Raw genomic sequence first — 25,964 nt, forward strand, 5'->3', positions numbered from 1 at the left:
ATATCCTAAATAAGTGAGTTGGATGCCCGCGGGTTATTTTTTATATTATCCAAAAGGCCTTGCATTTCTACTTCATCTATGCCGTAATCCTCAAATTTTACAGATATACCAAGCTTTTGAAACATCTTTCTTAGTGTCTCAGATGACAACTCTTCAAAAATCTCTTTTAACGCATTATCTATAAATTTATATTTACCTATCACTTTATCAACTAAATAAGGAAGAGTGAAACTGCAAGCTATACCGTGAGGAATGCCTTTATGAGTGGTTATATAGTAACTCATAGCATGAGCTAAGGCTGTTTGTGTATTAGAAAAAGCAAGCCCAGCATACATACAAGCTTTTAAAATTTCAGTTCTATACTCTATATTTTCTAAATCATCTATTAGTTTTGGTAAATATTTCATGATTAGTTTTGATGCTTTTATGGCGTAGTTGATAGTTATCTCGTTTGAGTTTTTATTCCATATAGACTCAAAAGAATGAGATAAGGCGTCAAGTCCGGTTTGTATTGTGATATCTCTGGGAACGCTTATAGTTAAAAGCGGATCATATATAGCTACTTTACTAAAAAGCTCTGGCAAATGAAGTGAATACTTTTTCTTTTCATTCATATCCCAAATAGTTGCCCATGGCGTTATCTCACTTCCAGTACCAGCCGTAGTCGGGATACAAATTAGCGGGATATGCGAGTATTCATCTGCTTTATTATTATTTTTAATTAAATTTGTTACAAATTTAGCCTCTTTTGTATAGTTGTAAATACTAAAAAATTTAGATGCATCAATAATACTCCCGCCACCAATAGCTAAAATCATATCAAATTCATTTTTATGTATTTCATTATATATCTTTTCCAAATCTTTAAATTCTGGATGAGATTTTACGTCAGTAAAAATTTTTACTACGTTATCTCCTATTAAAGATTCAAGACGATCTTTAAGTCCTCTTTTGATAAACCCATTTGATGTTACAACTATTACTCTTTCATTATTAATATAACTTGGCAGATCATCAAATTTATTTATTCCAAATACTATTTTTGTCGGCATATAATATGAAAAAGAATTATTCATAAATTTTATTCACCCTTACAGCTTCATATGGTGGTCTTGGCATCTCATCATCAACACCGCACTTTACATGTAAAAAATTTAGTCCATATTTTTGTGATAATTCAAGCATAGCTTGACTAAAATTTTTAACCGACGAAACAACCTCTTGATGCACATTAAAACCGCATGCTTTTGCTATCAAAGTATAATCAATATGTTTTTGATATGTATTTTGCCCACCTGTTGATTTATTTTGTTCGTTATCAAATAAAATATAAGTTAAATCAATCTCTTTTGCATATCTTCCAGTAGTACTTAGCCCACCCATATGCATAACAAATTCAGCATCTCCTCCACATACAATAGCCTTTTTACCTGCTTTTGCAACACCAAGCCCGATACTTAATGCACCACCCATATTTCCTACCATATAAAAATTTTTAGTATCTTTCATTATATTATACATCTCTCTGGCAGTATTCCCAGTAGTTCCTATAAAAATCATATCCGAATGCCCAAACATTTCATTTAGTACTATCAAAAATTGACTTCTAGGGGCATAGTTTAGGCTTAATCTATATTCTTCATCTAATAAAATTTTAGTAAATGTATCCTTTTTTATTATACATATAGTTTGTGTGTTATTGCAAAATTCTATTTGCGAAATAGCACTATCAATATCATCTTGATCTAACACTACATAATCATATCCATACGCATTTATTAGATCTGGAAGTTTTTTGGCTAAATGTTGATGCTGTATCTCACTGTCACCCTCTTTATATGTCCTCCAACTAGTCAATATAGGAAAAGTAATATTATATGGCTTTAAAAGGCTAGTTATGCAGCTCCCCATGTTTGTTAAACCACTTGATTGGATTATAACAATAGGCTTTTTACCAGATATTTTAAGCCCAGCAGCTACAGAGCAAGCCACTGCTTCACTAGCGCATGGGACGTACTCTATTTTTGGATTATTTATAGCTTCGTTTATTGGATATTTTGCAAAGCTACACGGCACAACACAGACGTGCGTATAATCTTTTAATATTAAAGATTTTATAAAATTCTTAGTATCTAATGCCATCATCTAGTACCTGGTATAAGATCTAATATCTCTTTTATAGACAACAGATCTTTTTCAGTCTCTAAACTTCTATCATTATCAAGGATAGATTTTGCAACATTTTTCATGCCTGGATATGCAGCACGTAGCATATGATTTGCATAAATAACTATATTTACACCGGCCTTGCTCAGCTGCGTAGCGGTTATTTGGTTAAAGGATGTTGGCACTACAACTATCGGGATAGAGTTATTATGCTCCCTTAAAATTTTACAAAACTGCAATATCTCATCAGGTTCTTTTTTTCTTGAATGTATCATAATGCCGTCTGCACCAGCCTTTATATAAGCCTTTGCCCTATTGACCGCATCATCCATACCCTTATCCAAGATTAAGCTTTCTATCCTTGCTATAATCATAAACTCATCAGTTATCTTTGCTCTTTTGCCCATTTGTATTTTATCTGAGAAATTTTCAATGCTGTCTTGCGACTGAACCACATCATTTCCAAAAAGAGAATTTTTCTTTAATCCTATCTTGTCTTCAATTATCACAGCACTAACACCCAGTCTTTCTAATGTCCTGACCGTATAAACAAAATGCTCTGCTATACCCCCAGTATCTGCATCATAGATCATAGGCTTTGTGGTAACCTCAAAAATTTCATTTAATGTATTTGTTCTGCTTGTTATATCAACAGCTTCTATATCTGGCTTACCTTTTGATGTAGAGTCTGTTAAAGAGCTACTCCACATCCCATCATAATATACACCATTATCACCAACTATATTTTCTACTATCAACCCACTTAAAGCACTATGTGCTTCCATTATCCTAACCACCGGCCTAGCATCTATAAGCCTTCTTAATGCTTTTCGCCTAATATCTGGGGTTGTGCCAATCTCTTTTAAAGCTTTATTCAAAAGTGTAGATGATATGCCATCGGTATATTCTGGCTCTATAAGCACACCTCCCCATTTCGAGATAGTTTCGATAACTTGTTCCCTGGTTTTAGACTGCACTCCATTTTTCCAGTCATTTCCATGGACTACAAAATCTGGCTTAATCTTTTCTAAATTTGCCCTGTAATCAAGCGTCTCTTGCGCAATTACCTCCTTAACGCCTTTTATATTTTCTACGACTGCTTTTCTTTGCTCAAAAGTCATATAAGGAAGTCTTTTATAACTAGCTATAGCCTGATCTGTCAGCAGTCCAACTATCACATCTCCGTATCCTGATGCTATTTTTAATATATTTATATGACCAGGATGTAGTAAATCTGCACTCATTCCTACATAAACTTTTTTATTCATTACTTTCTCCTTGCGATAATCACGCTATATCTATTCATCATAGACCTAATACCACCCCTAGAACAGAAGGCATATGTTTTATACACTGTAAAGTCGTGCTTGGCAAGCATTTGTTTCCACCTATCGATCGTATACCACTTCTCTATAAATGGACTATCAAACGAATACATCCACTTTCCTCTAAATTCCCAAATAGACTTCAAAAAGCCAATCACAGATATAGGATTTCGATCGCATATTATAAGCATTCCATTTTTTTCAACTAGATTATTTTTGATATTATCTATTGCAACATCTATATATTTGACATGTTGTAAAACTTCTATGCAGTATATAAGATCAAATTTTATATTGCTATTGATAGTATATGTATCTCCAATAAAGATATTTTTATCATTATAGTAGTACGGGTCTATACCGACAATATTTTTATTTTCAAATTTACTATTAAATATATTTATATACTTTCCTTTACCACAGCCAAGGTCTAGTATATTGTGACTATCCTTTATGTATTTGCTTAAAATTTTAATATAATTTTGTGCAGTATAGGTAAGCTTTGTATCTACAACATCATTATTAAATTTAAAACATTCGCCTATCCATAGATTGCTGTCTTCTATTAGTGAAAATTTATATTTATTGCTCTGCAAAAGAGCATCTATAAAAAATTTAACACTCCAATTTACTGCACTAAATGGAGCATAAACTCCCCAAAATGGCACAGAACCAGGTAAAGATCCCATTAAATCATTGCCTTCTTTAAACTGTTTTGATTTAATATAATAAAGCGTTTTCCTAGCACATAACAAATACTCGTCATCTTTGGTTAGTTCATATAGTTTAAATGATAAATTTGCCCATTGCGCCAACCCAGTAATGCATCTCTCATTATTTACAGATTCGAATTTATCATTATATTGAGACGATAGTAAAAGTTCTTTGTTTATATTTATTTCTTTTAATACATTAGTATTTTTCAGTAAAGAGTCTAATATATCGGCTCTTTGCGTATAAGTATAGTAATCAAACAAGCCCTCTAATACGTATATCATAGTATGTAATACATTTTCTTCATCTGCTTGAAATTTTAAATTATCAAAAAAGCCATTTTCTTTTTGACGAGATAAAACCCATGATATATTTTTATCTGCACATTTTTTAAATTCATCATTTTTAAATACACATCCTGCCTTGTATAATATAGATGCCACTCTCGAATAATAAGAATGCGGAATTTTATTAAAGCCATATGCAGTCCAACTCCCATCAATATCTTGCACAGAGCATAACCATTCGCAAGCCTTATACGAAGCTATTTTAAATTTTTCCTTACTATCCTTATCTATTTTTTCATTTTCATATAACGCTATCAGCCCATACAAAACTTGACCGGTATCAAAAACTAGCTCTATGTCATTATCTATATCAGTAAATGCGCCATTATCTTTTTGAACGCCAAGTAACCATATACCAGCCTTATAAGCAGATTCATAATATCTTTCATCTTTTGTTTTTTCATATACTTCAAGCATGGTAGGAATAATATAGCCGGTGGTCTCTATATAGCTTTTATCCCAACCACTTTTATAAAGATAAAATCCCCGAGAATATCCATCATCGCCCCCAGTCTCTTGAGCCTTTAATAGCCAATTTGCCGCCAACAGTATATGTTTATTATTTTCATATATATCTTCATTTCTAATGTATTTAAAAAATAGCAATAAACTACTAAAATTTTTAAAAACCGATTGGAGCAAAAATTTAATTTTTCTTAGTCTTATTTTTATATTTTTCATACGTTAATAAGTCCAGCAAAGTCAATTACATATCGATCTTTTATTGAGGCATAAATTTCTTTAAATTCCTTATGCGCGACTAAAAACACGACTATATCAGCCTGTACTACGGCGTCTTTAAAATTTACGATTTCCAGTTCTTTGTGCGTTTTGATATTTGGCTCGACCGCCAGCACATCAAAGCCCGCACTTGATAGTTCCTTCGCAATAAAAAGTGCGGGTGACTCACGTAAATCATCGATATTTGGTTTAAATGCAAGTCCCATACAAGCGATTTTCGCCTTTTTGCGATTTTTATTTTCAAATTCTAGTGCGGCATTTTTTATCTTTTCTATCGCCCATTTTGTTTTGTAATTATTTACTTCGCGGCTAGTTTTTATGAGTCTCGCCTCGTTCTTTGCCGCATGGACGATAAACCACGGATCGACTGCGATGCAGTGCCCGCCCACACCACATCCCGGGCTTAAAATATTTACGCGCGGATGCCTATTGGCGAGCCTGATTAACTCCCAAACATCGATATTAAATTTATCGCATATCATGCTAAGCTCGTTTGCAAACGCGATATTTACGTCTCTAAACGAATTTTCGACCAGCTTTGACATCTCGGCTGTTCTGGCGTCCGTTTGCAGCACCTCGCCATTTACGAAAGTTTTATAAAACTCGGATGTTTTTTTTGTCGCTCCGTCACTAAGCCCGCCCACGATCCTATCGTTATTTACGAGCTCTTTCATGATCTTACCGGGTAGCACGCGCTCCGGACAATGCGCGAAATAAACCCCGCTCGTATCCGTGCCGCACTCCTCTACCCTTTTTTTGACGAGCTCGGTCGTCCCCACGGGCGAAGTCGATTCTAAAATGACGATATTTCCGCTCTTTACAAAAGGTGCTATGCTTTTTGCCGCCGCTTCAACATAGTCTAAATTCGGCTCATAGTCATTTTTAAAAGGCGTAGGCACGGCGATGATGAAGATGTCTGCAAATTTTGGCTTCGTGTCCGCTTTTAGCCTGCCGCTTGTGACGGCAGCCTTTACAAAGAGATCAAGCTCGGGCTCGACGATGTGAATTCTGCCGCCGTTTATCGTCTCTACGACCTCGCTTGAAACATCGACGCCATGCACATCATAACCCTTACTCGCCAAAAGTGCAGCCGTCGGAAGCCCGATATATCCAAGCCCGATAATGCAAATTTTTCTATTCATCACAAATTTCCTTTTAAAAATTCTACTATCCGCTCGGACGCCTTGCCGTCGCCGTAGGGATTTTGCGAGACGGACATCTTGCGGTATTCGTTTTCGTCGTCCAGTAACTGCCTAGCCTCGCTTGTTATCTTTTCAAAATTCGTTCCCACGAGCTTTACCACACCAGCTTCGAAGGCTTCCGGTCGCTCGGTCGTCTCTCTCATCACCAGCACCGGCTTGCCTAGGCTCGGGGCTTCTTCTTGGATGCCGCCGCTATCGGTGATGATAAATTTAGCCCTGCTCATCAGATATAAAAAGCTTTCGTATTCCAGCGGCTTTATGAGATGGATGTTCGGGATGTTTGATAAAATTTCATTTACCGGCTTTTGGACGTTTGGATTTAGATGCACGGGATAGACGATGTCGATGTTCGGGTAGTTTTTGGCAATCGCTTTTAGCGCTTTGCAGATATTTAAAAGCCCTTCGCCGAAATTTTCCCTCCTGTGCCCGGTAACCAATATAAATTCCCGACTGCCATCAAATTTATACTGCAAATTTATATTTTTTTCTATTTTATTTCTCACTCGCTCGTCGTTCTTTATCCGTTCAAGTGTCAAAAATAGCGCGTCAATGACGGTGTTGCCGGTCACGATGATATTTTTTTCGCTTTTACCCTCTGTGAGTAAATTTTGCCTTGCCTTTTGCGTCGGGGCGAAGTGAAAATTCGCTAGCACGCCGACTATTTGCCTATTCGCCTCCTCCGGATAGGGAGAGTAAATATCATGCGTGCGTAGTCCCGCCTCGACGTGTCCTACTTTTATCTTCGCATAAAATGCCGCGAGCGCAGCGACTGCGCTTGTCGATGTGTCGCCATGCACGAGCACGATGTCGGGCTGATAGCGACTAAAAACGTCTCTAAGCCCCAGTATCACGCGAGAAGTGATGTCATAGAGATCTTGCCCCGGCTGCATCACGTTTAGATCGAAGTCGGGGCTTATATCAAAAAGCTCTAAAATTTGATCTAGCATCTGTCTGTGCTGAGCGGTGATACAAATTTTTATATCAAAAGCGTCCGAATTTTTCTCAAATTTTTTGATAAGCGGCGCCATTTTTATGGCTTCGGGACGAGTCCCGAAGATAAACATAACTTTTTTGGGCATTTAGACTATCCGATTAAATTTTTTATAATATTATTAATATTTTTTTGAATTAGAACTAAAAATTCCTCACTCTTCGCCTCAAACCTAGTCACGATCACTGGTGTCGTATTTGAGGCTCGCACGAGTGCCCAGCCATCTTCAAACTGTATCCTGATGCCGTCTATCTCGATAATATTTAAAATTTTAGGTAGCTCGCATTCGCCATTTTTTATGCGATTTTTTAGCTCTTCTATTATCTTAAATTTATTTTCTTCACTAACTTTTATTTTTATCTCATCGGTACTAAAAACCGGAGGCATTTTATCAAGCTCACCGTCTAGATTAAAGCCTTTATGCACGAGCTCCAGTACACGCATCATAGCATAAAGCGCATCATCAAAGCCAAAATATCGCTCCTTAAAAAATATATGTCCGCTCACTTCAGCGGCGAGATCGACATTTAGCTCTTTCATCATCTTTTTTATATTGCTATGCCCAGTTTTACCCATGAAAACCTCGCCGATCTTAGCGATCTCGTCATACATATTTTGTGAGCATTTGACCTCACCCAGTACTCGCGGATTTTTCATATTTAGCGCATACAAGTATGCAAGCTCGTCACCTTTTATGTTTCGCTTAGGGGTGATCACAGCGATCCTATCGCCGTCTCCGTCAAAGCCAAAACCAAGACTGCACTCTTTTTTTTCTATGCATTCAAAAATATCTTTTAAATTTTCTTTTTCGCTAGGGTCTGGGTGGTGATTTGGGAAATTCCCGTCAGGCTCGGAGTATAAAATTTTAGCGTTTAGTCCAAGCGACTTTATGATAGGCACGACACTAACGCCCATAGCGCCATTTGCGCAGTCGATGATAAAAGGCTGCTTGAAATTTCTTAGTTCGCTAAATTCTTTAACAAAAAATTGTACGTAAGGTGTTAAAGTATCAAATTTTTCACAACTAAAATCATCTGAAATTTTGACCTCGCTAGCGATTATTTCATTCACATCAAATTTTAGTTTCTGCAGATCTTGGCCAAAAAAACTATCCTTTTTTATTGTTATTTTAAAGCCATTGTATTCTTTTGGGTTATGAGAGCCGGTTATCATTATGTTTGCATCGAAATAATCGGCATAAACGCTAAAATATCCGACCGGCGTCGGCAGTAGACCTATATCGTAAATCTTTATCCCGCCAGCTTTATTTAGCCCGCTTAGTAAAAATTTAAAAAGATCGCCGGCACTTAGTCTAGCATCATGACCGATACTTAGCGTCTTTACACCGCGCTCTTTCATTTTTTCACCAAGCGCTAAGCCGATCGCCTTCACGCTTGTTTCATTCAGATCTTTTTCATAAATTCCACGTATATCATATTCTCTAAAAATTTCATCATATTTCATAGCTAAATTTTAATTATCCCCCAAAAATTAAATCATATAATATAAAAAAGAATATTAAAAAGCAGTAAAAGTTAAATCGTTTTTTTTTTTTTGATTTTTGAGTAACTTTGAGTAACTTCGTAACAAATTTTAATCTAGCCCACCGGGCGATGGGCTAGATCAGGCGTATTACATCATTCCGCCCATACCACCCATTCCACCCATATCAGGCATCGCAGGCATTGGCTTGTCTTCTTTTAGCTCGCTGATGGTGGCTTCTGTCGTTAACAGTAAGCTTGCCACAGATACGGCATTTTGAAGTGCTACACGCTCGACTTTTACCGGATCGATGATGCCGGCTTCAAACATATTTACATATTCGCCGCTAACTGCGTTAAATCCGTAATTCACATCGCTGCTTACCTCTACGGCATTCGTTACCACCCCAGCGTCAAATCCCGCGTTTTCAGCGATTTGGCGAAGTGGAGCGCGTAACGCCCTTCTGACGATCTCGGCACCTATCGCTTCGTCACCGCTTAGATCTAGTTTTACGCGTTTTGAGGCAAGGATCAGCGCCGAACCGCCGCCAACGACTATACCCTCTTCTACCGCCGCACGAGTCGCACTTAGAGCGTCATCTACGCGGTCTTTTTTCTCTTTCATCTCTGTCTCTGTCGCAGCACCTACTTTTATGACAGCTACGCCGCCGCTTAGTTTTGCTAAACGCTCTTGAAGCTTTTCTTTGTCATAATCACTCGTAGTTTCGGCGATTTGCGCTTTTATTTGATTGATCCTTGCATCGATTGCCGATTTTTCACCAGCACCGTTTACGATAGTCGTGTTGTCCTTATCGATCACTACGCTTGATGCTTGACCGAGATCTTCTAAAGTAGCGCTCTCTAGCGTTCTGCCTAGCTCTTCGCTGATGACTTCACCACCTGTTAATATAGCTATATCTTCCAGCATAGCTTTTCTGCGGTCGCCAAAACCAGGAGCTTTAACGGCAGAGATGTTTAGCACGCCGCGAAGTTTATTTACCACCAAAGTAGCAAGAGCCTCGCCCTCGATGTCCTCAGCGACTATCAAAAGCGGTTTGCCGGTCTTTTGAATTTGCTCTAGCACAGGGAGCAGATCTTTTAAATTTGTGATCTTCTTATCAAAGAGCAAGATAAATGGATTGCTTAGCTCGACCTGCATTTTCTCGGCATTTGTGATGAAATATGGACTCAAATATCCGCGGTCAAACTGCATGCCCTCGACAACGTTTAGTTCATCCTCGATAGATTTAGCCTCTTCTACGGTGATTACGCCGTCTTTACCGACTTTCTCCATCGCATCAGCTATCAGCTTGCCGATACTCTCGTCAGAATTTGCCGAGATAGTAGCGATCTGCGCGATTTCTTTTGAGCCTGAGACCTTTTTAGCGATATTTTTTAGCTCGTCTATCAACGCCGCGACCTCTTTATCCATGCCACGTTTTACTTCGATCGGATTTGCACCTGCTGTAACGTTTCTAAGCCCCTCTTTAAATATCGCATGAGCCAAAACGGTCGCAGTCGTAGTTCCGTCACCCGCTTGATCGTTAGTCTTGCTTGCTACTTCGCGGACTAGGCTTGCACCCATATTTTCTATAGTGTCCTTTAGCTCAACCTCTTTTGCTACGCTAACGCCGTCTTTTGTTATACTAGGAGCGCCAAAGCTTTTTTGGATCAGGACGTTTCTACCTCTTGGTCCCATAGTTACTTTGACTGCATCGTTTAGCTTCCTTACGCCCTCGTATAGGCGGTTTCTAGCATCGTCTGAATAAAAAATTTCTTTTGCCATCGTCTTTTCCTTTTAAATTTAAATTATTTTATCACACCCAAAACATCGTCAATGTTTAAAACAAGATATGTTTTATCATCGAGGTTTATCTCAGTCCCGCCGTATTTTGCAAAAACGACTTTATCACCGGTTTTTACACCCTCTACCTCAGGGCCGACAGCTTTTACTTCGCCGCTTAAAGGTTTTTCTTTTGCATTGTCAGGTATAATGATGCCTGATGCTGTGGTTTTTGTCTCTTCCACACGCTCGACTAGAACGCGCTTGCCTAATGGTTGAAAATTCATTGTTCATCCTTTTGGTTTAATTTTCATTTTTTAGCACTCTTTATTTTTGAGTGATGAAATATTAGCATCTTTTTATATAAAAGTCAATAATTTATATAAAATTTATTAAAAACTTTAGTATATCATACTCAAGTTATATGACAAATAAAACTAAATTTAAAGGAGCCAATATGAAAATTTTAGCTTATGCGCTCGGAGTTCTGCTTATACTGGCTATTTGTGCCACCGGGTTCATTTTTAGCGGCTTTGGTAACGATATGATCGCCTCCTACGCACAAAAAATCGCTCTCGAAAAAGGTGTCAAACTTGAATTCACTAAATTTAAGCTCGGTCTTACAAGCGTCGATATAAGCGCAAAGATAAATGGCGAGATCACGGCAAATATCTCCGGCGGCCTCTCGATATTCACACAAAATTTAGACCTTATCTATAACATAACCGCAAACGATCTAAAATCGGCGAACCTAAATTTACGTCAGCCTATCGATCTAAGCGGTCAGATAAAGGGCAGATTCAGTGACTTTGACGCAAACGGCGCGGGCAAAGCGCTTGGCTCAAATATAAATTTCATAGCAAATTTAAAGGATCAAAATCCTACGACCATCGAGCTAAATGCTAAAAATTTAAATATCGATGAGGCATTGGCATTGCTTGCAAAGCCAGCCTATGCAAGCGGCAAGGTCGATATAGTCGCAAATGTCAAAGAACAAAATGGCAAGCCTAAGGGAACGGCTGAAATTTTGATCTACGAGGGAGTCGCAAACGACGCCTTGATAGCAAAGGATCTCAATGTCACTTTGCCTAAAAATTTCACCTTTAAAGGTGCGACGACGGCCGATATCGACGGCTTTGTGGCGACCGCAAAGAGTCTTTTTGTCTCGTCCGTCGCGACTGTCAGCGCAAACAAAACTATCTACGATATAAGCAAAAAATCGCTTGAAAGCGACTTTAACGTAAATATCGACGATCTGGCTAAATTTGAAAGCATCGTGGGACAAAAGCTAAATGGAGCGGTAAATTTAAATGGCGACATTAAGGCCGCAAATACCAAACTAATCGAGCTAAACATCGCCGGAACGGCACTTGGCGGTAATCTTAGCGCAAAACTAAAAGATGAAAAGCTAAATGCGAATTTTAAAAACGGTATGCTAAAGGACTTGTTTTTGCTGGTGGGTCAAAAGCCGTTAGTAAACGCAAATATCGATATTAGCGCAAATTTAAGCTCACTTGATACGAAAAATTTAAACGGCAATGCCAGTGTGAAGCTAAGCGGCGGCAAAATTTATGAAAAAGCGATGAGCCAGATCCTTGGTAAAGACTTCCCAACAGGCACGAAATTTGAGCTAAATTCCGATATAAAGATCGCACAAAGCGTGGCAAATTTCACCGCAGAGCTAGCTTCTAGCCTGGCTGATCTAAAAAATATAAAAGGAAATTTTGACATGAGTAGCGGCGCAGCAAACGTAAAATTTGACGCAAGCGTGCCTGATCTTAAAAAACTCGCCTTTGTCACCGGCAGACAGCTACACGGCGCTTTAAACGCAAACGTGACGGCCGCCAAACAAGGCGAAAATTTGACCGCCGAGATAACCTCGCAAAATTTGATGAACGGCAAATTTGACGCCAAGCTAAAAAACAACGACCTAAACGCTGTTTTACAAAATTTCACATTTAAAGGACTCAGCCAAATGCTGGGCATCGACCATGTCTACGACGGAGTGGGCGACGGGAAGCTAGACTACGACATCGCCTCGCAGCAAGGAAAATTTAATATCGACATCAACGAAGGCAGGCTGGTCGCTTCAAATTTCACGAATACCATAAAAATGCTAAGCGGGCGTGACATAACGACTGAAATTTACAAAAACGGCGTGATAAACGGCACGATAGATAAAAATATGATAAATTTCGCAGCCAAAATGAGTGCGCAAAGAAGCGATATAAACGTGACAAAAGGCACCTATAATACGGTAAATTCAGCTATAAATATCCCGATCGATTTCAGATATGAAAAAACTGACGCCAAGATCGATGTCACCGGCACCGCTGGGGACCCCAAATACTCGGTCAGCTCGAACTATCTAAAAGGCAAGGTGGAAAAGGAGATCGGTAGATTTTTAGACAAAAAGCTGGGCGGTGACAGCAACTCCACAAACAGCACGAAAGACGCGGTAAAAGGGCTACTTAAAAATTTATTTTGAAAACAGATGCGACAAAAGGAGCGAAAATGGTGCAAAAACACATCGTCATCACGAAAAAGACGATAGAAAATTTAAACGAGGATAACTATTTTGACGTGATAGAGCCTGTTTAGTTTAGCGCCGATATTTATGATAGTTACGAGATTTACGAGCGCACATTGCAGCCTTTTTCGCGCGAGCAGCGATATGTCTTTGCCGCGGAGTGGCTGATAGCGGAGGTTGGTAACGGCGGCTTCGAGCAGTTTTTTGACAACTCGACTGGCATCGTTTTAAAGGACGCTTTGGAGGGCTTGAAGCAAATGGATTGCGATGAAGCGGTGGGCGTGATAGAGCGCGTCATAGAGTGCTACGGCGTGTTTCCCTCGCTTGATCGCAAGACACGCTGGGCGGAGATGGAAAATTTTAGCGACGAAACTTGGGAGAAAATAGACGCGCTTAATGATGAATTTTACAAGCTTGAAATTTATCCCAAAATGCTAAGCTACATCAAAGCAAACGCCGAAAAATTTTTATTTGACGGCATGGTGGATACGGAGTGAGAAATGAAAATTACCGATGAGAAAATGTCTATCATAAACGGCGGCAAATATGACACCGATGTGATCGCTTTAAGCTATGCCAGCGAGCGCGTTTTTCTCAATTATTGCGTCTCTTGGGGCGACACCACAAAATAAAGGAGCGAAAATGGCGCCGACAATCAGACAAAAGGAGCTTTTTAAAAAGCTTGCACCGATACTTGGCATAGATACGCGCGTTACGGGATACGTCGATGACGAGGGCAAAAACAGCATCGACATTTTAAGCTGCCCCGACCCCACAGACGCCGAAGTGATGTTTTACTCCACGATCGGGTTATCGGGGTGCGAAATAGATGGCAGGCGGTATGAGATATTGATGAGCGGACGGCGCGAATTTGACTTCGTGCCCAATATCCTAAGCACCTGCGCCTTTTTTGTGATAAAAAACGGCTGAAAGTGCGCTTGCGGAAATACTTTTGATACATTAGTGCAGATGTATCACCCGAACAAGGAGATGAAGCACGTTTTATTTACCGAACCTTATTTATGGGAGGATAAGCTGCGTGGCTTTACAGCGGGCGGCGAAGCGGTTCGATTTGTGCTCGCCGTGCCGATCGCGCAAAATGAGCTTGAGTATAAAGCTAAATTTGGACTTGACGCGCTGGAGACGCTGCTTGAGGAGCGTGAAACGGATATTTTCGACCTTGATAGGAAGTCAGTCGTCTAAATTTAGAAATTTATCATCGAATTTGGCAGTGCTCGTAGGGCGATTGGGCAATTATTTAGACCCGATGAGAAAATCGGTAGTCTTGCAAAATTTTATGAAAATATAAACAATAAATAAGGTTCGTTCGGTTTTAAGGAGAATTTTTATGGCAAGATATGAATTAGGCGCAGTGTATAAAATAGAAGGCGGTAGTAAAACCTATTATGCACGGCTTGTCGGAAAAAGATTGTTACGGTATTTACGCTCCCTTTGAGGGAAAGCCGAGCGAGCAGGTTTTAGAAAAAATACCCTACCGCCTCTATATCGTTTGCAATAGCTTTCCTGTAAAACGCGGTATTTGGGAAAAGGTATTGCCTTCGCCTGCTCCCAAAGATACCAAGCGATGGCAGGCTCCCAAAAGAGCAAACTATGCAAACTTTAATCCGGCATTGTTTTTACGGCAGCATAGAATATTTAGGCAAGACGGGAATATATATGAATGCGGCAAAGAACATTTTATCGCTTTGGTAAAAGCCGGTATGATAGAGCATATTTTTAATAGACACGAACATATTCCGAACTTTTTAGGATGTTATTACGACGGCTATCCTGAAAGTTATATTTTAGATGAAGCGTGGTTAAAAAGCGGTACTGTCGAGGCTCAAAGAGAAAAAGCCGCCGCGCTTAAAGAAATGGGATTTACTGTTGACGGGTTGGCTAACGGCTAGAATAACAGTTTCCGTATTTAAAGAAAAAAGATATGGAAACACTCGAATATACATATTGCGATACGACACTTTAGGTAAAGATCGATATAGCCGTTAGCCGGACAGCGCCGTTTATTACACTTCAATTTTATAAACATGAGGCAATATTGTTATCAAGCGGCAGCAAAACGCGAAAGCATTATCTCGCCGCTTGTTTTATTTACTACGCTAAAAAGTGATCAAACAGCACCTTTTAAAACAAAGCCCAAATTTACAATTTCCTAATCTTGGCTATCTCATCCCTTAGCGCCGCAGCCTTTTCAAATTCTAGCTGCGCGGCGGCTTCGAGCATCTGTTTTCGTAGCTCTTTTACGATCTTGGCTCGCTCGGCGGCTGGCATCTTTTCTAAATTTTTTGCTTTGCGGTAGGTCTCGCCCTCATCCTCGATATGCAGACTCTCTTCGATATTTCGACTGGCTGAGCGTGGCGTTATGCCGTTGGCTTTGTTGTATTCATCTTGCAGCTTTCGGCGCGCATTCGTCGTATCCATCGCCTCTTGCATAGATTTTGTGATCTTTTTGGCAAACATCAGCACGCGACCATTGACATTTCTGGCCGCCCGCCCCATCGTTTGTATGAGACTCGTCGTCGAGCGTAAAAAGCCCTCCTTATCGGCGTCCATGATGGCTATGAGACTCACTTCTGGCAGGTCAAGCCCCTCACGCAGCAAATTTATACCGATGAGCATATCAAAGTCGCCACCGCGAAGCCCTCTAATGATCTCGTTTCGCTCGATGGCGTCGATGTCTGAATGCATATATTTGACCTTGACGCCAAGCTCGGTGTAGTAGCGGCTTAGCTCCTCCGCCATTTTTTTGGTTAGCACCGTCACCAGCACACGCTCGTTTCGCTCGATGACCTTTTTTGCCTCGTCAAATAAAATTTCAACCTGATTGTCGCTGTCTTTTATCTCGATGAGCGGATCAAGCAGTCCCGTCGGACGCAAAATTTGCTCATACACGTGTCCGCTACTTAAATTTAGCTCGAGCTCATTTGGCGTCGCCGAGACGAAAAGAAATTTCGCCTTTTTGTTGATAAATTCATCAAATTTTAACGGGCGGTTATCAAGCGCGCTTGGCAGGCGAAAGCCGTATTCTACGAGTACTTCCTTGCGGCTGCGGTCTCCTGCATACATGCCGCGAAACTGCGGCAAGCTAACGTGACTCTCATCGACGATGACCAGATATTCGCCGCTGTTAAGTAGCTCGAAATAATCAAACATCGAATAGGGCGTCTCGCCGGGCTTTTGTCCCGTGAGATGGCGCGCATAGTTTTCGATACCTTTGCACATGCCCGTACTACTCATCATTTCCAGATCAAATTCCACGCGCTGTTTTAGGCGTTGAGCCTCCACTAGCTTGCCCGTAGCGTTAAATTCTGCTAGTCGCTCGTCCAGCTCCTTTTCGATGTCTTTTATCGCGACTTTTAGGCGATCCGCACCCACGATAAACTGACTCGTGGCGTAAAGCGTAAATTTACCGACATCTTTTAGCTTTTTGTTATCCAGCACGTCAAAATGATACATCACTTCGATCTCATCGCCAAAAAATTCGACGCGCAGGGCTTCGTCGTTGTAATACGCCGGATAAATATCGACCACGTCGCCATTTACGCGAAAGTCACCGCGGTCAAAATAAGCGTCGTTTCGCTTGTAGCCCATATCGACTAGCTTCGTGAGCAAATTTCGCTGATTTAGCCGCTCGCCGACGTTTAGGTAGGCGACCATGCCTTGGTATTCGCTAGGGTTGCCTAAGCCGTAGTTTGCCGACACCGAGGCCACGCAGATCACGTCGTTAAAGCTAAGCAAGCTTGCCGTCGCACTTAGTCGCATGCGCTCGAGCTCCTCATTTACGGAGCTGTCCTTTTCGATGTATAGGTCGCTGCGCGGTATGTAGGCCTCTGGCTGATAGTAGTCGTAGTAGCTGATGAAATACTCCACGTGATTGCTCGGGAAAAAGCCCTTAAATTCGCTATAAAGCTGCGCGGCGAGGGATTTGTTGTGCGTCATGATGAGTGTTGGCATGTTTAGCTCACGGATCACGTTTGCCATCGTGAAGGTCTTGCCGCTGCCCGTGACGCCAAGCAGGGTGTTGTATTTGTTGCCGCTTTTTATGCTTTTTACGATATTTTCTATCGCCCTAGCCTGATCGGGACTGGGGCTAAATTTGGACGAAATTTCAAATTTACTCACATTTTGCCTTTAAATTTAATGGCTAAATTTTATATCAAACGCCGCCCCTTTGTCAAACCTTGAAATTTTAAAAAGAATTTAGCCTGTGCGTGCTAGAATATGGCTTCACTACCAAATTTAAAGGATCAAAATGTTAGAAGATAGCGCGGTTTTAAGCACCCTTACAGGCAAGGTAAACGACCTCATCGCAAAATACGAAGAGCTTTGCAAAACGAACGAAGAGCTGCACAATCAAATCGTAACGCTAAAAGCGCAAAATGAGGCCAAAAGTAACCAAATAATGCGCCTTGAAGAGGACCTTGACAAGAAAAATAGCGAAGCCGACGACGTTCTTAAGAAAATCGAAGCAGTGCTTGGAAAATAATGAAACAAATCACGCTTACGATCTCATCTCGTGACTACACCATCACTTTAGAGGATGATTTTGCGGAAATTTTCGAGCGTGACTGGCAGAAATTTATGGGCGGACGTAAATTCATCGAGCCAAAGGAGCTTCTAAACGCCTTCATCGAGAAATGCTACGAAAGCCACACGAACGAACGTGCAGTAAAAAACGTCATAAAAGACGTCGAAAAAGCTTTAAAATGAAAAATACAATGAAAAAAGCCGCATTTACGATGATAGAGCTGGTTTTCGTCATCGTCATACTGGGTATCTTAGCCGGAGTCGCGCTGCCAAAGCTGTTTTTTACGAGAGACGATGCGAGCCTGGCAAACGCAAGAGCCCAAATGATCGCCGTTCAAAGCGGAATTTCACTGGCGTATAATGACAGCTTGCTATCAGGAAACCCGGGCTATCCCGCAAACCTAGGAGATAACGGCGCGAGCCTGTTCGTCGGAGTCACGAACCTAGGCGTAAGAGACGCAGGAGTCGGCAAAAACGGCTGGCACAAAACGGGCGCTAACACATACACACTCACTCTTGGCAGAGAAACGGCAAATTTCACCTACGATCCTACTAACGGCGCATTCAACTGCACGAGCGGTAGTCTGTGCGACAAAATGCAATAGGTATGTTTTATTACGAGATCGCTTTTAACGGGCTAAATTTAGCCCCCCTCACCTATCATTCAAGCCAAAAGATCGAGATTTTTAGAGCCGTCAGCGTGCCGCTAAACAAAAAGCAAGCGATAGGCTACGTGATAAAAGAGTGCGAAAAGCCAAATTTCAAAACGCTTGAAATTTTAGAAATTTTAGATATCAGGCTCACTCCGGCACAAGCCCAGATGGCAAATTTCATCGCGCACTACTACACCTGCGAGCTTGGCCTGGCGTTAGGGCTTTTCGAGCCTGAAGATTTGAGCCTCGTTTGCGAGCAAAAAGAGCGAAATCCAGCGAATTTCACAGCCGCCCCGCAACTAAATGAAGCCCAGCAAAACGCACTTGCTTTTATAAATTCTCACAAAACGGGGCTGCTTTTTGGCGACACGGGAAGCGGCAAAAGCGAAGTTTATATAAGCAAGATACGAGAGGTCTTAAACAGCGGCGATCAAGCGCTATTTTTGATGCCTGAAATCTCGCTCACGCCGCAGATGCAAAAGCGCTTGGAAGGCTTTTTTGGCGAGGCAGTAGCGATCTGGCATTCAAAGATAACCGCCAAAAAAAAGGGCGAAATTTTAGCAAATATCGCAAACGGCAAGGTCTTGCTAATAGCCGGTGCGCGCTCGGCGCTCTTTTTGCCATTGACGCGCCTAAAGCTGATCATAGTCGACGAGGAGCACGACGATAGCTACAAAAACACGGGCTCTAGGCCGCATTACAACGCAAGAGACCTGGCGCTCTTTTTGTCCTCGAAATTCGACATCGGAGTAGTGCTCGGAAGCGCGACGCCAAGCCTCACGAGCTTTCACAAACAAGACATTTTTCGCCTAAGAGGGACGTTTTTTAGATCCCAAAAGATATACATCTTTGACGAAAGCGAGACCGGGCTTAGCCAAAGCCTAAAACGCGAGATCGAACTTTGTCTAGCAAGCAAAAAACAAGCCGTCATCTGCCTGCCGACAAGGGCAAATTTCAAATACCTAGTCTGCAAAAACTGCGGCGAGACGATAAAATGCCCGTTTTGTAGCGTCGGCATGAGCTTTTATAAAAAGCAAAACGTATTAAAATGCCAATACTGCGAGTATAAAATGCCCGTACCAAAAACTTGTGACAAATGCGGCAGCGAAATGATCGAAGCCAAAAAGATCGGCACCAGCGAGCTTCTAGAGCAGCTTCAGGGCGAATTTGCAAACGCTCGCATCGCAAAATTTGATCGCGACGAGATAACGACGCAAAACAAGCTCGTGCGAGCGCTGAAGGAATTTAACGACGGTAAGATCGACATATTAGTAGGCACGCAGATGCTAAGCAAAGGCCACGACTACCACAGCGTCGGGCTCGCCGTGATAATGGGCGTGGACGAGCTTTTGAACTATCCTGACTTCAGGGCGCGCGAAAAGACCTTGGCTTTAGCCATGCAAGTGGCAGGCAGGACCGGCAGAAACGGCGTCGGCCGCGTGCTGGTTCAAAGTAGGACGCGAGAATTTTTTGAAAATTATATCGAAAACTACGATAAATTTTTAAGCGACGAGTTGCCTTTTAGGCAGGGGCTTTACCCGCCGTTTATGCGCCTGCTTCGTATCGTCATCTCTCACAAAAACGATGCTACGGCGAAAAACGCGATGAACGAGTCGCTCGCCAAGATCAAAATTTTAGAGCAAAAAACGAAGCTTTGCATCGTAGGATACGGCAAATGTGCTATCGAATACTTGGGCTCGAAATTTCGCTACGAAATTTTACTGCGCGCCAGCTCCCACGTCCCGCTTTTGATGGCGGCGGATCTTTGCGCGAGCGAATTTACAGATATCGACATCGACCCGGTAAATTTCAGCTAAATTCAGTGCTTGTGCCGGGGCATTTAGAATTCACTTTTTTTAAAACAGAGCTAAAAAATTTTATGGCTCTATTATAGTAAAGTATTGACACCAGCTTCGCTTCTGCTTTGCAGTTGCGAACGAAGCGAAGCAAAAACCCTGCTCACTCCAGGAGCGACCTAGCACAGACGCGAACAGCGTTTCAAGGAAATTTTTTTGCTTCGCAAAAAACGCGATGCTGATTTTGTGCGGGAGCGAGTAGCCGAACGTATAGCACGATTTGCGCGGTCAGTTAATACTTCCCTGTCCTCGTAGCGAAGTTTTGCTTCGACTTCGTCTCGCAACTGCAAGCAGAACGTTACGAGTGCGTAGCACGAAGTAAAAATCGGCGGCGATAAGCTCGCTAATAAGGTTTTTACAGGGATGCTGTTCGCATTCTCCTGCTTTGAAAATTAAAAGAATACTTTCTTTTTTAAAACAGAGCCAAACAAAAAACTAAATTTCAACCTTTTAAAACCTTAAATTTTATATAATCGCTTAAAAATTTACGAGGCAAAACGTGCAAAGATACCCAACTAAACAGATCAAAATTCGCGATGTAGCCATCGGCGGAGACGCGCCTATCCCGGTGCAGTCGATGACATTTTCAAAGACCAAGGACGTTGAAGGCACGCTAGCGCAGATTCAGCGCCTATATTTTGCGGGCTGCGACATAGTGCGCTGCACGGTGCTTGACAAGCAGGACGCCAAAGCCTTGCGCGAGATCGTGACAAAAAGCCCGCTACCAGTGGTTGCCGACATACATTTTAATCACATCTACGCCGTAATGGTGAGCGAATACGTCGATGCCATACGCATCAACCCCGGAAATATCGGCTCAAAAGAGCGGATAAAAGCTGTCGTAGATGCGTGCAAACAGCGCAAGATCCCTATCAGGATCGGCGTAAATTCCGGTTCGCTCGAAAAGCAGTTCGAGGAGCGATACGGACGCAGCGTCGAGGCAATGGTAGCTAGCGCGATGTATAACATAAATTTGCTCGAGGACTTTGACTTCACCGATATCAAAATTTCGCTCAAATCAAGCGATGTCGAGCGCACTATGCAGGCCTACCGCACACTTCGTCCAAAAGTACCCTACCCCTTTCATCTAGGCGTGACGGAGGCAGGGACTAGCTTTCATGCGACGATAAAGTCCGCGATCGCGCTTGGCGGGCTGCTGCTAGAGGGCATCGGCGACACGATGAGAGTCAGCATCACAGGCGAACTGGAAGAAGAGATCAAGGTCGCAAAAGCGATCTTAAAGGACAGCGGGCGGCAGCGCGAGGGGCTAAATATCATCTCCTGCCCTACTTGCGGGCGTTTGCAAAGCGACCTAATGAAAGCGATCAAGATCGTCGAGGAAAAGACGAGGCATATAAAAGAGCCGCTAAACGTCTCCGTGATGGGCTGCGTGGTAAATGCTATCGGCGAAGCAAAGGGTGCTGATGTGGCGATAGCTTTTGGCAAGGAGAGCGGACTAATAATGCGCCGCGGCGAAGTGGTCGCAAGGCTAAAAGAGAGCGAGCTGGTCGATCGCTTCCTCGCCGAGATAGATGATGAGATAAAATCAAGAGAATAAATTTGAAAGCTTTTTAACCGATGCGGATCAAAATATCAATAAAAATTTAAAGGATCAATGGTGAGAAAATTTATTTTTGCGGTGATGGCTTTGGCTATTTCGTTAAATTTCGCCTTCGCCTTTGAATTATCGGCGCAAAAAGAGCTTGAATATGGATTGGAAGCATCTTATTATCAAGACTTGGCAAGAGCGGCAAAGCACTTTGAGAGCGCTTGCAATAAAGGAAGTATCAATGGGTGCTCTTTCCTTGGTATCAGTTATTACAACGGCGAGGGTGTGAGGCAAGACTACAAAAAAGCGATGGAGATTTGGCAAATGACATGCGATAAAAAAGACGCCGTCGGCTGCGCTCAGCTTGGTTTTGCATACAAGAGTGGCAAAGCTGTGAAGCAAGACTACAAAAAGGTAATGGAGCTTTATCAAAAGGCCTGCGATCTAGGGGGTGCTGACGCTTGCTATGATGTCGCTTCTTTATATCTTGATGCAAAAGGCGTGGAGCAAAATTTCAAAACGGCCAAAGAGTATTTTGGCAAAGCATGCGATCTGGGCGATCAGTTTGGCTGCGACGACTACAAAAAGCTAAATGAAGCCGGATATTAAAATTTAAACGGAGCGAAAGTGGCAAAAAATAAATTTAACGATGTGGATTTTCACAACCTTTACGACCTTGACATGGAGCGAGCGATATTAAGCTCGATACTGCTAAACAACGATGCTTTAAGCGAAATTTTTGACATCATAAAGCCAAATGACTTTTATCTAAAAGGACACGCCGAAATTTACGGCGCGATGATAGAGTGCCTAAATTCCGACGTTCCTATCGCGACATCGTTTTTAAAAAACAAGCTGGGAGATAAATTCGACGAAAATCTCATCGCCGACATCCTGGCTACAAACTCGGTCATAGATATCGAGAAATACGCGACCGAGCTGCGCGAAAAATCGATCAAAAGAAACCTCATAAAAATAGCCCACGAGATCCCGGGCAAAGTGAGCGAGGATAAAGCCAGTCGCGATATGATCGATGAGCTGAGCCAAGAATTTTACTCGCTCGTCGAGGGTGGCAACGCCGGCACGATAAAGCAAAGCAAAGAGATCATCTCCTTGATGTTAGAGCACCTTAAAAAGCAGTCCGAGCTCGAGGACAAGGACATCGTGGGGCTAGATACGGGCTTTAGGCAGCTAAACGAGATGATAAAGGGCTTTAAAAACGGCGATCTCATCATCATCGCGGCGCGCCCCGGTATGGGAAAGACGACGCTTTGTCTAAATTTCATCAGCCATACGCTTCGCATCGGTAAAGGTGTGGTATTTTTCTCGCTCGAGATGCCCGCAGAGCAGATAATGATGAGGATGCTGGCCGACAAGACCTCGATACCGCTTCAAAATTTGATGACAGCCAAGATGGACGACGAGGAGTATGCGCGCCTCAGCCACGCTTGCAACGACTTTGCCGCAAGCAAGCTCTTTGTGCATGACAGCGGCTACGTAAATATCCATCAAATACGCACGCAAATGCGAAAGCTAAAGGCGACTCATCCTGAAATTTCACTCTGCGTCATCGACTACATCGGCCTCATGATGAGCACGAACAACTTCGCCGAACGCCACATACAAATCGCCGAAATTTCACGCGGGCTAAAGCTGCTCGCACGTGAGCTAGACATGCCTATAATCGCCCTAAGCCAGCTAAACAGAAGCCTCGAGTCTCGCGCGAACAAACGCCCTATGCTAAGCGACCTGCGCGAGTCGGGCGCCATCGAGCAAGACGCGGACATCATATTGTTCGTTTATCGCGACGAGGTCTATCTCGAACAAGAGGAAAAAGAGAAAGAAAAGCGCGCCAGAGCCGAGGGTAAGGAGTATAAAAGCGAGGTCGTCTTTAACAAGCTACAAGAAAGCGCCGAGATCATCGTGGGCAAAAACAGAAACGGCGAGACGGGCTCTATCGACGTGCTCTTTCACAAGCAGCACTCGCGCTTTGCCGACAAGCCTTTTGGCGCGGCGCACACGGCTGAATTCCAAGGCTGATGCCGCTTTTCACGAGGCGCGTTCATTACATTTTTTTCGCGCTGTTTTGCTTAGCCTTGTTGGGGCTAAATTTAGCCATTTGCTACGCTAAATTTCAAAATTTTATGGATAAGGGCGAGCAAGAGCTCGTCGCTAAAGTCGAGCTAGACTACGTAAAGACGAACGAGAAAGGCAAAAAATATAGAATTTTACGCCTGGATACGGGCGAGTTTAAATTCTACACCATAGCCGCAAAGAGCGATAAATTTAGAGTCGGCGACAGGATCAGCCTGGTCGTGCAAAACATCGACGTGAGCTTTAAAGATTATCTTAGCGGCATGTTTTATATGCGTTCAAGCCAGAGGGAAATTTTAAACGAGTCGACAAGCGAGCCAGACACCTTACCACTTCGAGATAAAATTTTAAATTTTATCCAAGCTCAGCACGAAAACGCCAAAATTTCACAGCTTTATAATGCGCTGTTTCTAGCGACGGCGGTATCCGGTGAGCTGCGAGACGATGTCGCACACTGGGGCGTCGCGCACCTTGTGGCGATCTCGGGCTATCATCTAGGCGTCATAGTAAGCGCTTTGTTTTTGCTCGCTGCGCCCCTTTATATGGTGCTTTGCGCGAGATTTTTCCCTTTTAGAAGCTATAAATTCGATATAAGTTTGCTCGCGTTTGGCGTCTTGGCGTTTTATTTTTATCTGATCGGCTTCGTGCCAAGCTTCCTGCGAGCCTTTGCGATGAGTGCGTTTGGCTTTTATATGCTTTGTCGCGGCATCAAAATTTTGAGCTTTCCTACGCTTTTTATCGTGATCTGCTTTTGCGTGGCGATGTTTCCGTCCTTGGCGCTTAATGTAGGCTTTTATTTTTCATGCGCCGGAGTATTTTATATATTTTTGTATCTGCATTATTTTAAGGATAAATTCGGCCTACTCGCACACTCGTTGCTCTTAAATTTATACGTGTTTTTCGCGATGGAGGTCATCGTCCTTTACTTTTTCCCGCTTATCAGCCTCCAGCAGTTTGGCGTGATACCGCTTAGCTACGTTTTTACGGTCTTTTACCCGCTTAGCGCCCTACTTCACGCGCTAAATCTAGGCTCTGTTTTTGATGGGTGGCTGGTTGAATTCTTAAATTTCAGGCTCGCTTCCACGCAGCTATATATCCCGCTTGCTCTATTTTTGAGCTACAATCTGATCTCGCTTTTGGCCGTAAGGTTTAAAATTTTAGTCCTGTTGCCGCCTATCATCGGTGCCGGCTGCTTCGTCGTGGCTATTTTTGACTTATACTAGCCAGCAGTGAAAGCAAAATTTTAGCCGCCATTTTAGTATCGTTAAATTTACTCCGCTTTGCGGTGTTGGTTTAAATTTGTGTTGAATTTTTAAATTTATTGACTCTATTAAAACATCTCATTGGTTTTTAACTCTCAAAAGCGAAGTCAAACCTTGTGAAGCGACGCTATCGCCACCGATTTTTACTTCGTGTTACGCACTCGTAACGTTCTGCTTGCAGTTGCGAGACGAAGTCGAAGCAAAACTTCGCTACGAGGACAGGGAAGCGGTAGCTGACCGCGTAAATCGTGCTATATGTTCGGCGCTTTGCGGAGCGAGCAGGGTTTTTGCTTCACTTCGTTTGCAACTGTATAGCAGAAGCGAAGTAAGTGCCAATGACTTATTACAATAGAGCGAATTTATTTCCTCTTTGAGCGGGTGTCGTATTGCCCCAGCATGCCAAACATCTTATCGTGCCTGATGGCTGCCGCTAGCAGACTACGCACCTTGTCTTTATCCGTTACGCATCCGGGCGCGCTCATGAAGCCCTCTATCTGCTCGGCGGTGAGTGGCTTGTTTTTATCCACGCCCCAGTAAGGCGAGACATAAACGGGCGTCGTCGGTTCGCTGCGCCAGCTGTCTTTTAGCACGCCCATATCGACCGCGTCGTAGCCGATGTCGTCTAAAAATTTCACTACCGCCGCCTTTGCACCCTCATCGTCAGCCGCCACGGGCAGCGCGCTTCACTCCTTTGAGCCAGCAGCCCTGGCTAGACTTAGTAACCG

At 42.5% G+C, this 25,964-nt stretch carries 23 protein-coding genes and 1 pseudogene; 13 read left to right on the plus strand and 11 right to left on the minus strand.

What is annotated here, in order from left to right; all coding sequences use genetic code 11:
• Window positions 1–5 precede the first annotated feature (5 nt).
• From HMPREF1139_RS09995 to groES, 9 genes are all read right to left on the minus strand, one after another.
• Complete coding sequence (locus tag HMPREF1139_RS09995; protein WP_009651426.1) at window positions 6–1,076, minus strand: phosphonoacetaldehyde reductase; 1,071 nt, start codon at window positions 1,074–1,076, stop codon at window positions 6–8.
• Window positions 1,069–2,145, minus strand: coding sequence for a thiamine pyrophosphate-dependent enzyme (locus tag HMPREF1139_RS10000; protein WP_034966495.1), 1,077 nt, complete (start codon window positions 2,143–2,145; stop codon window positions 1,069–1,071). The genes HMPREF1139_RS09995 and HMPREF1139_RS10000 overlap by 8 nt, the downstream gene beginning before the upstream one ends.
• Window positions 2,142–3,434: a phosphoenolpyruvate mutase gene (gene aepX / locus HMPREF1139_RS10005; RefSeq protein ID WP_009651412.1), complete on the minus strand. Its 1,293-nt coding sequence runs from the start codon at window positions 3,432–3,434 to the stop codon at window positions 2,142–2,144. The genes HMPREF1139_RS10000 and aepX overlap by 4 nt, the downstream gene beginning before the upstream one ends.
• Complete coding sequence (locus tag HMPREF1139_RS10010) at window positions 3,434–5,233, minus strand: methyltransferase domain-containing protein (protein ID WP_009651125.1); 1,800 nt, start codon at window positions 5,231–5,233, stop codon at window positions 3,434–3,436. The genes aepX and HMPREF1139_RS10010 overlap by 1 nt, the downstream gene beginning before the upstream one ends.
• On the minus strand, window positions 5,230–6,435 hold the full coding sequence (wecC, locus tag HMPREF1139_RS10015; protein WP_009651258.1) for a UDP-N-acetyl-D-mannosamine dehydrogenase: 1,206 nt from the start codon (window positions 6,433–6,435) through the stop codon (window positions 5,230–5,232). Before wecC ends, HMPREF1139_RS10010 begins: the two co-directional genes overlap by 4 nt.
• Window positions 6,435–7,574, minus strand: coding sequence for a non-hydrolyzing UDP-N-acetylglucosamine 2-epimerase (gene wecB / locus HMPREF1139_RS10020; RefSeq protein ID WP_009651495.1), 1,140 nt, complete (start codon window positions 7,572–7,574; stop codon window positions 6,435–6,437). The genes wecC and wecB overlap by 1 nt, the downstream gene beginning before the upstream one ends.
• 5 nt (window positions 7,575–7,579) lie before the next feature.
• Window positions 7,580–8,950, minus strand: coding sequence for a phosphomannomutase/phosphoglucomutase (locus tag HMPREF1139_RS10025; protein WP_009651214.1), 1,371 nt, complete (start codon window positions 8,948–8,950; stop codon window positions 7,580–7,582).
• A 168-nt stretch (window positions 8,951–9,118) separates the two neighbouring features.
• Window positions 9,119–10,753 carry a chaperonin GroEL gene (gene groL, locus HMPREF1139_RS10030; protein WP_009651280.1) on the minus strand — a complete coding sequence of 545 codons (1,635 nt, stop codon included), beginning with the start codon at window positions 10,751–10,753 and terminating at the stop codon, window positions 9,119–9,121.
• 23 nt (window positions 10,754–10,776) lie between these two features.
• Window positions 10,777–11,037, minus strand: coding sequence for a co-chaperone GroES (groES, locus tag HMPREF1139_RS10035; protein ID WP_009651340.1), 261 nt, complete (start codon window positions 11,035–11,037; stop codon window positions 10,777–10,779).
• 170 nt (window positions 11,038–11,207) lie between these two features.
• On the opposite strand from groES, the gene HMPREF1139_RS10040 reads away from it, so the two are divergent.
• The 5 genes and pseudogenes from HMPREF1139_RS10040 (at window position 11,208) to HMPREF1139_RS10055 (ending at window position 15,190) form a co-directional block, all read left to right on the plus strand.
• A complete protein-coding gene (locus tag HMPREF1139_RS10040) occupies window positions 11,208–13,238 on the plus strand; it encodes a hypothetical protein (protein WP_009651421.1) in 2,031 nt (676 codons plus the stop codon).
• 158 nt (window positions 13,239–13,396) lie between these two features.
• Window positions 13,397–13,777: a DMP19 family protein gene (locus HMPREF1139_RS10045; protein WP_009651105.1), complete on the plus strand. Its 381-nt coding sequence runs from the start codon at window positions 13,397–13,399 to the stop codon at window positions 13,775–13,777.
• Between the two features lie 3 nt (window positions 13,778–13,780).
• Window positions 13,781–13,912 carry a hypothetical protein gene (locus HMPREF1139_RS12005; protein WP_009651241.1) on the plus strand — a complete coding sequence of 44 codons (132 nt, stop codon included), beginning with the start codon at window positions 13,781–13,783 and terminating at the stop codon, window positions 13,910–13,912.
• A gap of 10 nt (window positions 13,913–13,922) precedes the next feature.
• Window positions 13,923–14,483 (plus strand): annotated as a pseudogene (locus tag HMPREF1139_RS11925) (suppressor of fused domain protein).
• Window positions 14,484–14,686: 203 nt separating this feature from the next.
• Window positions 14,687–15,190: a hypothetical protein gene (locus HMPREF1139_RS10055; RefSeq protein ID WP_009651205.1), complete on the plus strand. Its 504-nt coding sequence runs from the start codon at window positions 14,687–14,689 to the stop codon at window positions 15,188–15,190.
• A 250-nt stretch (window positions 15,191–15,440) separates the two neighbouring features.
• Here HMPREF1139_RS10055 and uvrB read toward each other — a convergent pair whose 3' ends face one another.
• Complete coding sequence (uvrB, locus tag HMPREF1139_RS10060) at window positions 15,441–17,420, minus strand: excinuclease ABC subunit UvrB (protein WP_009651281.1); 1,980 nt, start codon at window positions 17,418–17,420, stop codon at window positions 15,441–15,443.
• 130 nt (window positions 17,421–17,550) lie between these two features.
• On the opposite strand from uvrB, the gene HMPREF1139_RS10065 reads away from it, so the two are divergent.
• The 8 genes from HMPREF1139_RS10065 to HMPREF1139_RS10100 all read left to right on the plus strand — a co-directional run bounded on the left by HMPREF1139_RS10065 (window position 17,551) and on the right by HMPREF1139_RS10100 (window position 25,200).
• Window positions 17,551–17,784, plus strand: a complete 234-nt coding sequence (locus HMPREF1139_RS10065) for a hypothetical protein (protein WP_009651195.1) — start codon at window positions 17,551–17,553, stop codon at window positions 17,782–17,784.
• On the plus strand, window positions 17,784–18,008 hold the full coding sequence (locus HMPREF1139_RS10070) for a hypothetical protein (RefSeq protein ID WP_009651364.1): 225 nt from the start codon (window positions 17,784–17,786) through the stop codon (window positions 18,006–18,008). The genes HMPREF1139_RS10065 and HMPREF1139_RS10070 overlap by 1 nt, the downstream gene beginning before the upstream one ends.
• Window positions 18,005–18,430, plus strand: coding sequence for a type II secretion system protein (locus HMPREF1139_RS10075; RefSeq protein ID WP_009651484.1), 426 nt, complete (start codon window positions 18,005–18,007; stop codon window positions 18,428–18,430). The genes HMPREF1139_RS10070 and HMPREF1139_RS10075 overlap by 4 nt, the downstream gene beginning before the upstream one ends.
• A 2-nt stretch (window positions 18,431–18,432) precedes the next feature.
• On the plus strand, window positions 18,433–20,295 hold the full coding sequence (locus tag HMPREF1139_RS10080) for a primosomal protein N' (protein ID WP_009651335.1): 1,863 nt from the start codon (window positions 18,433–18,435) through the stop codon (window positions 20,293–20,295).
• Between the two features lie 538 nt (window positions 20,296–20,833).
• Entirely contained in the window at window positions 20,834–21,892 is a 1,059-nt protein-coding gene (gene ispG, locus HMPREF1139_RS10085; RefSeq protein WP_009651448.1) for a flavodoxin-dependent (E)-4-hydroxy-3-methylbut-2-enyl-diphosphate synthase, read from the plus strand.
• A gap of 57 nt (window positions 21,893–21,949) precedes the next feature.
• Window positions 21,950–22,492, plus strand: a complete 543-nt coding sequence (locus tag HMPREF1139_RS10090) for a tetratricopeptide repeat protein (RefSeq protein WP_009651261.1) — start codon at window positions 21,950–21,952, stop codon at window positions 22,490–22,492.
• An 18-nt stretch (window positions 22,493–22,510) separates the two neighbouring features.
• Window positions 22,511–23,923: a replicative DNA helicase gene (locus HMPREF1139_RS10095; protein WP_009651289.1), complete on the plus strand. Its 1,413-nt coding sequence runs from the start codon at window positions 22,511–22,513 to the stop codon at window positions 23,921–23,923.
• On the plus strand, window positions 23,923–25,200 hold the full coding sequence (locus HMPREF1139_RS10100; RefSeq protein ID WP_009651323.1) for a ComEC/Rec2 family competence protein: 1,278 nt from the start codon (window positions 23,923–23,925) through the stop codon (window positions 25,198–25,200). The genes HMPREF1139_RS10095 and HMPREF1139_RS10100 overlap by 1 nt, the downstream gene beginning before the upstream one ends.
• Before the next feature lie 398 nt (window positions 25,201–25,598).
• Here HMPREF1139_RS10100 and HMPREF1139_RS11930 read toward each other — a convergent pair whose 3' ends face one another.
• Window positions 25,599–25,910: a hypothetical protein gene (locus HMPREF1139_RS11930; RefSeq protein WP_009651222.1), complete on the minus strand. Its 312-nt coding sequence runs from the start codon at window positions 25,908–25,910 to the stop codon at window positions 25,599–25,601.
• Window positions 25,911–25,964: the final 54 nt, after the last annotated feature.

This window comes from Campylobacter sp. FOBRC14 (genome assembly GCF_000287855.1).
Lineage (GTDB): Bacteria > Campylobacterota > Campylobacteria > Campylobacterales > Campylobacteraceae > Campylobacter_A > Campylobacter_A curvus.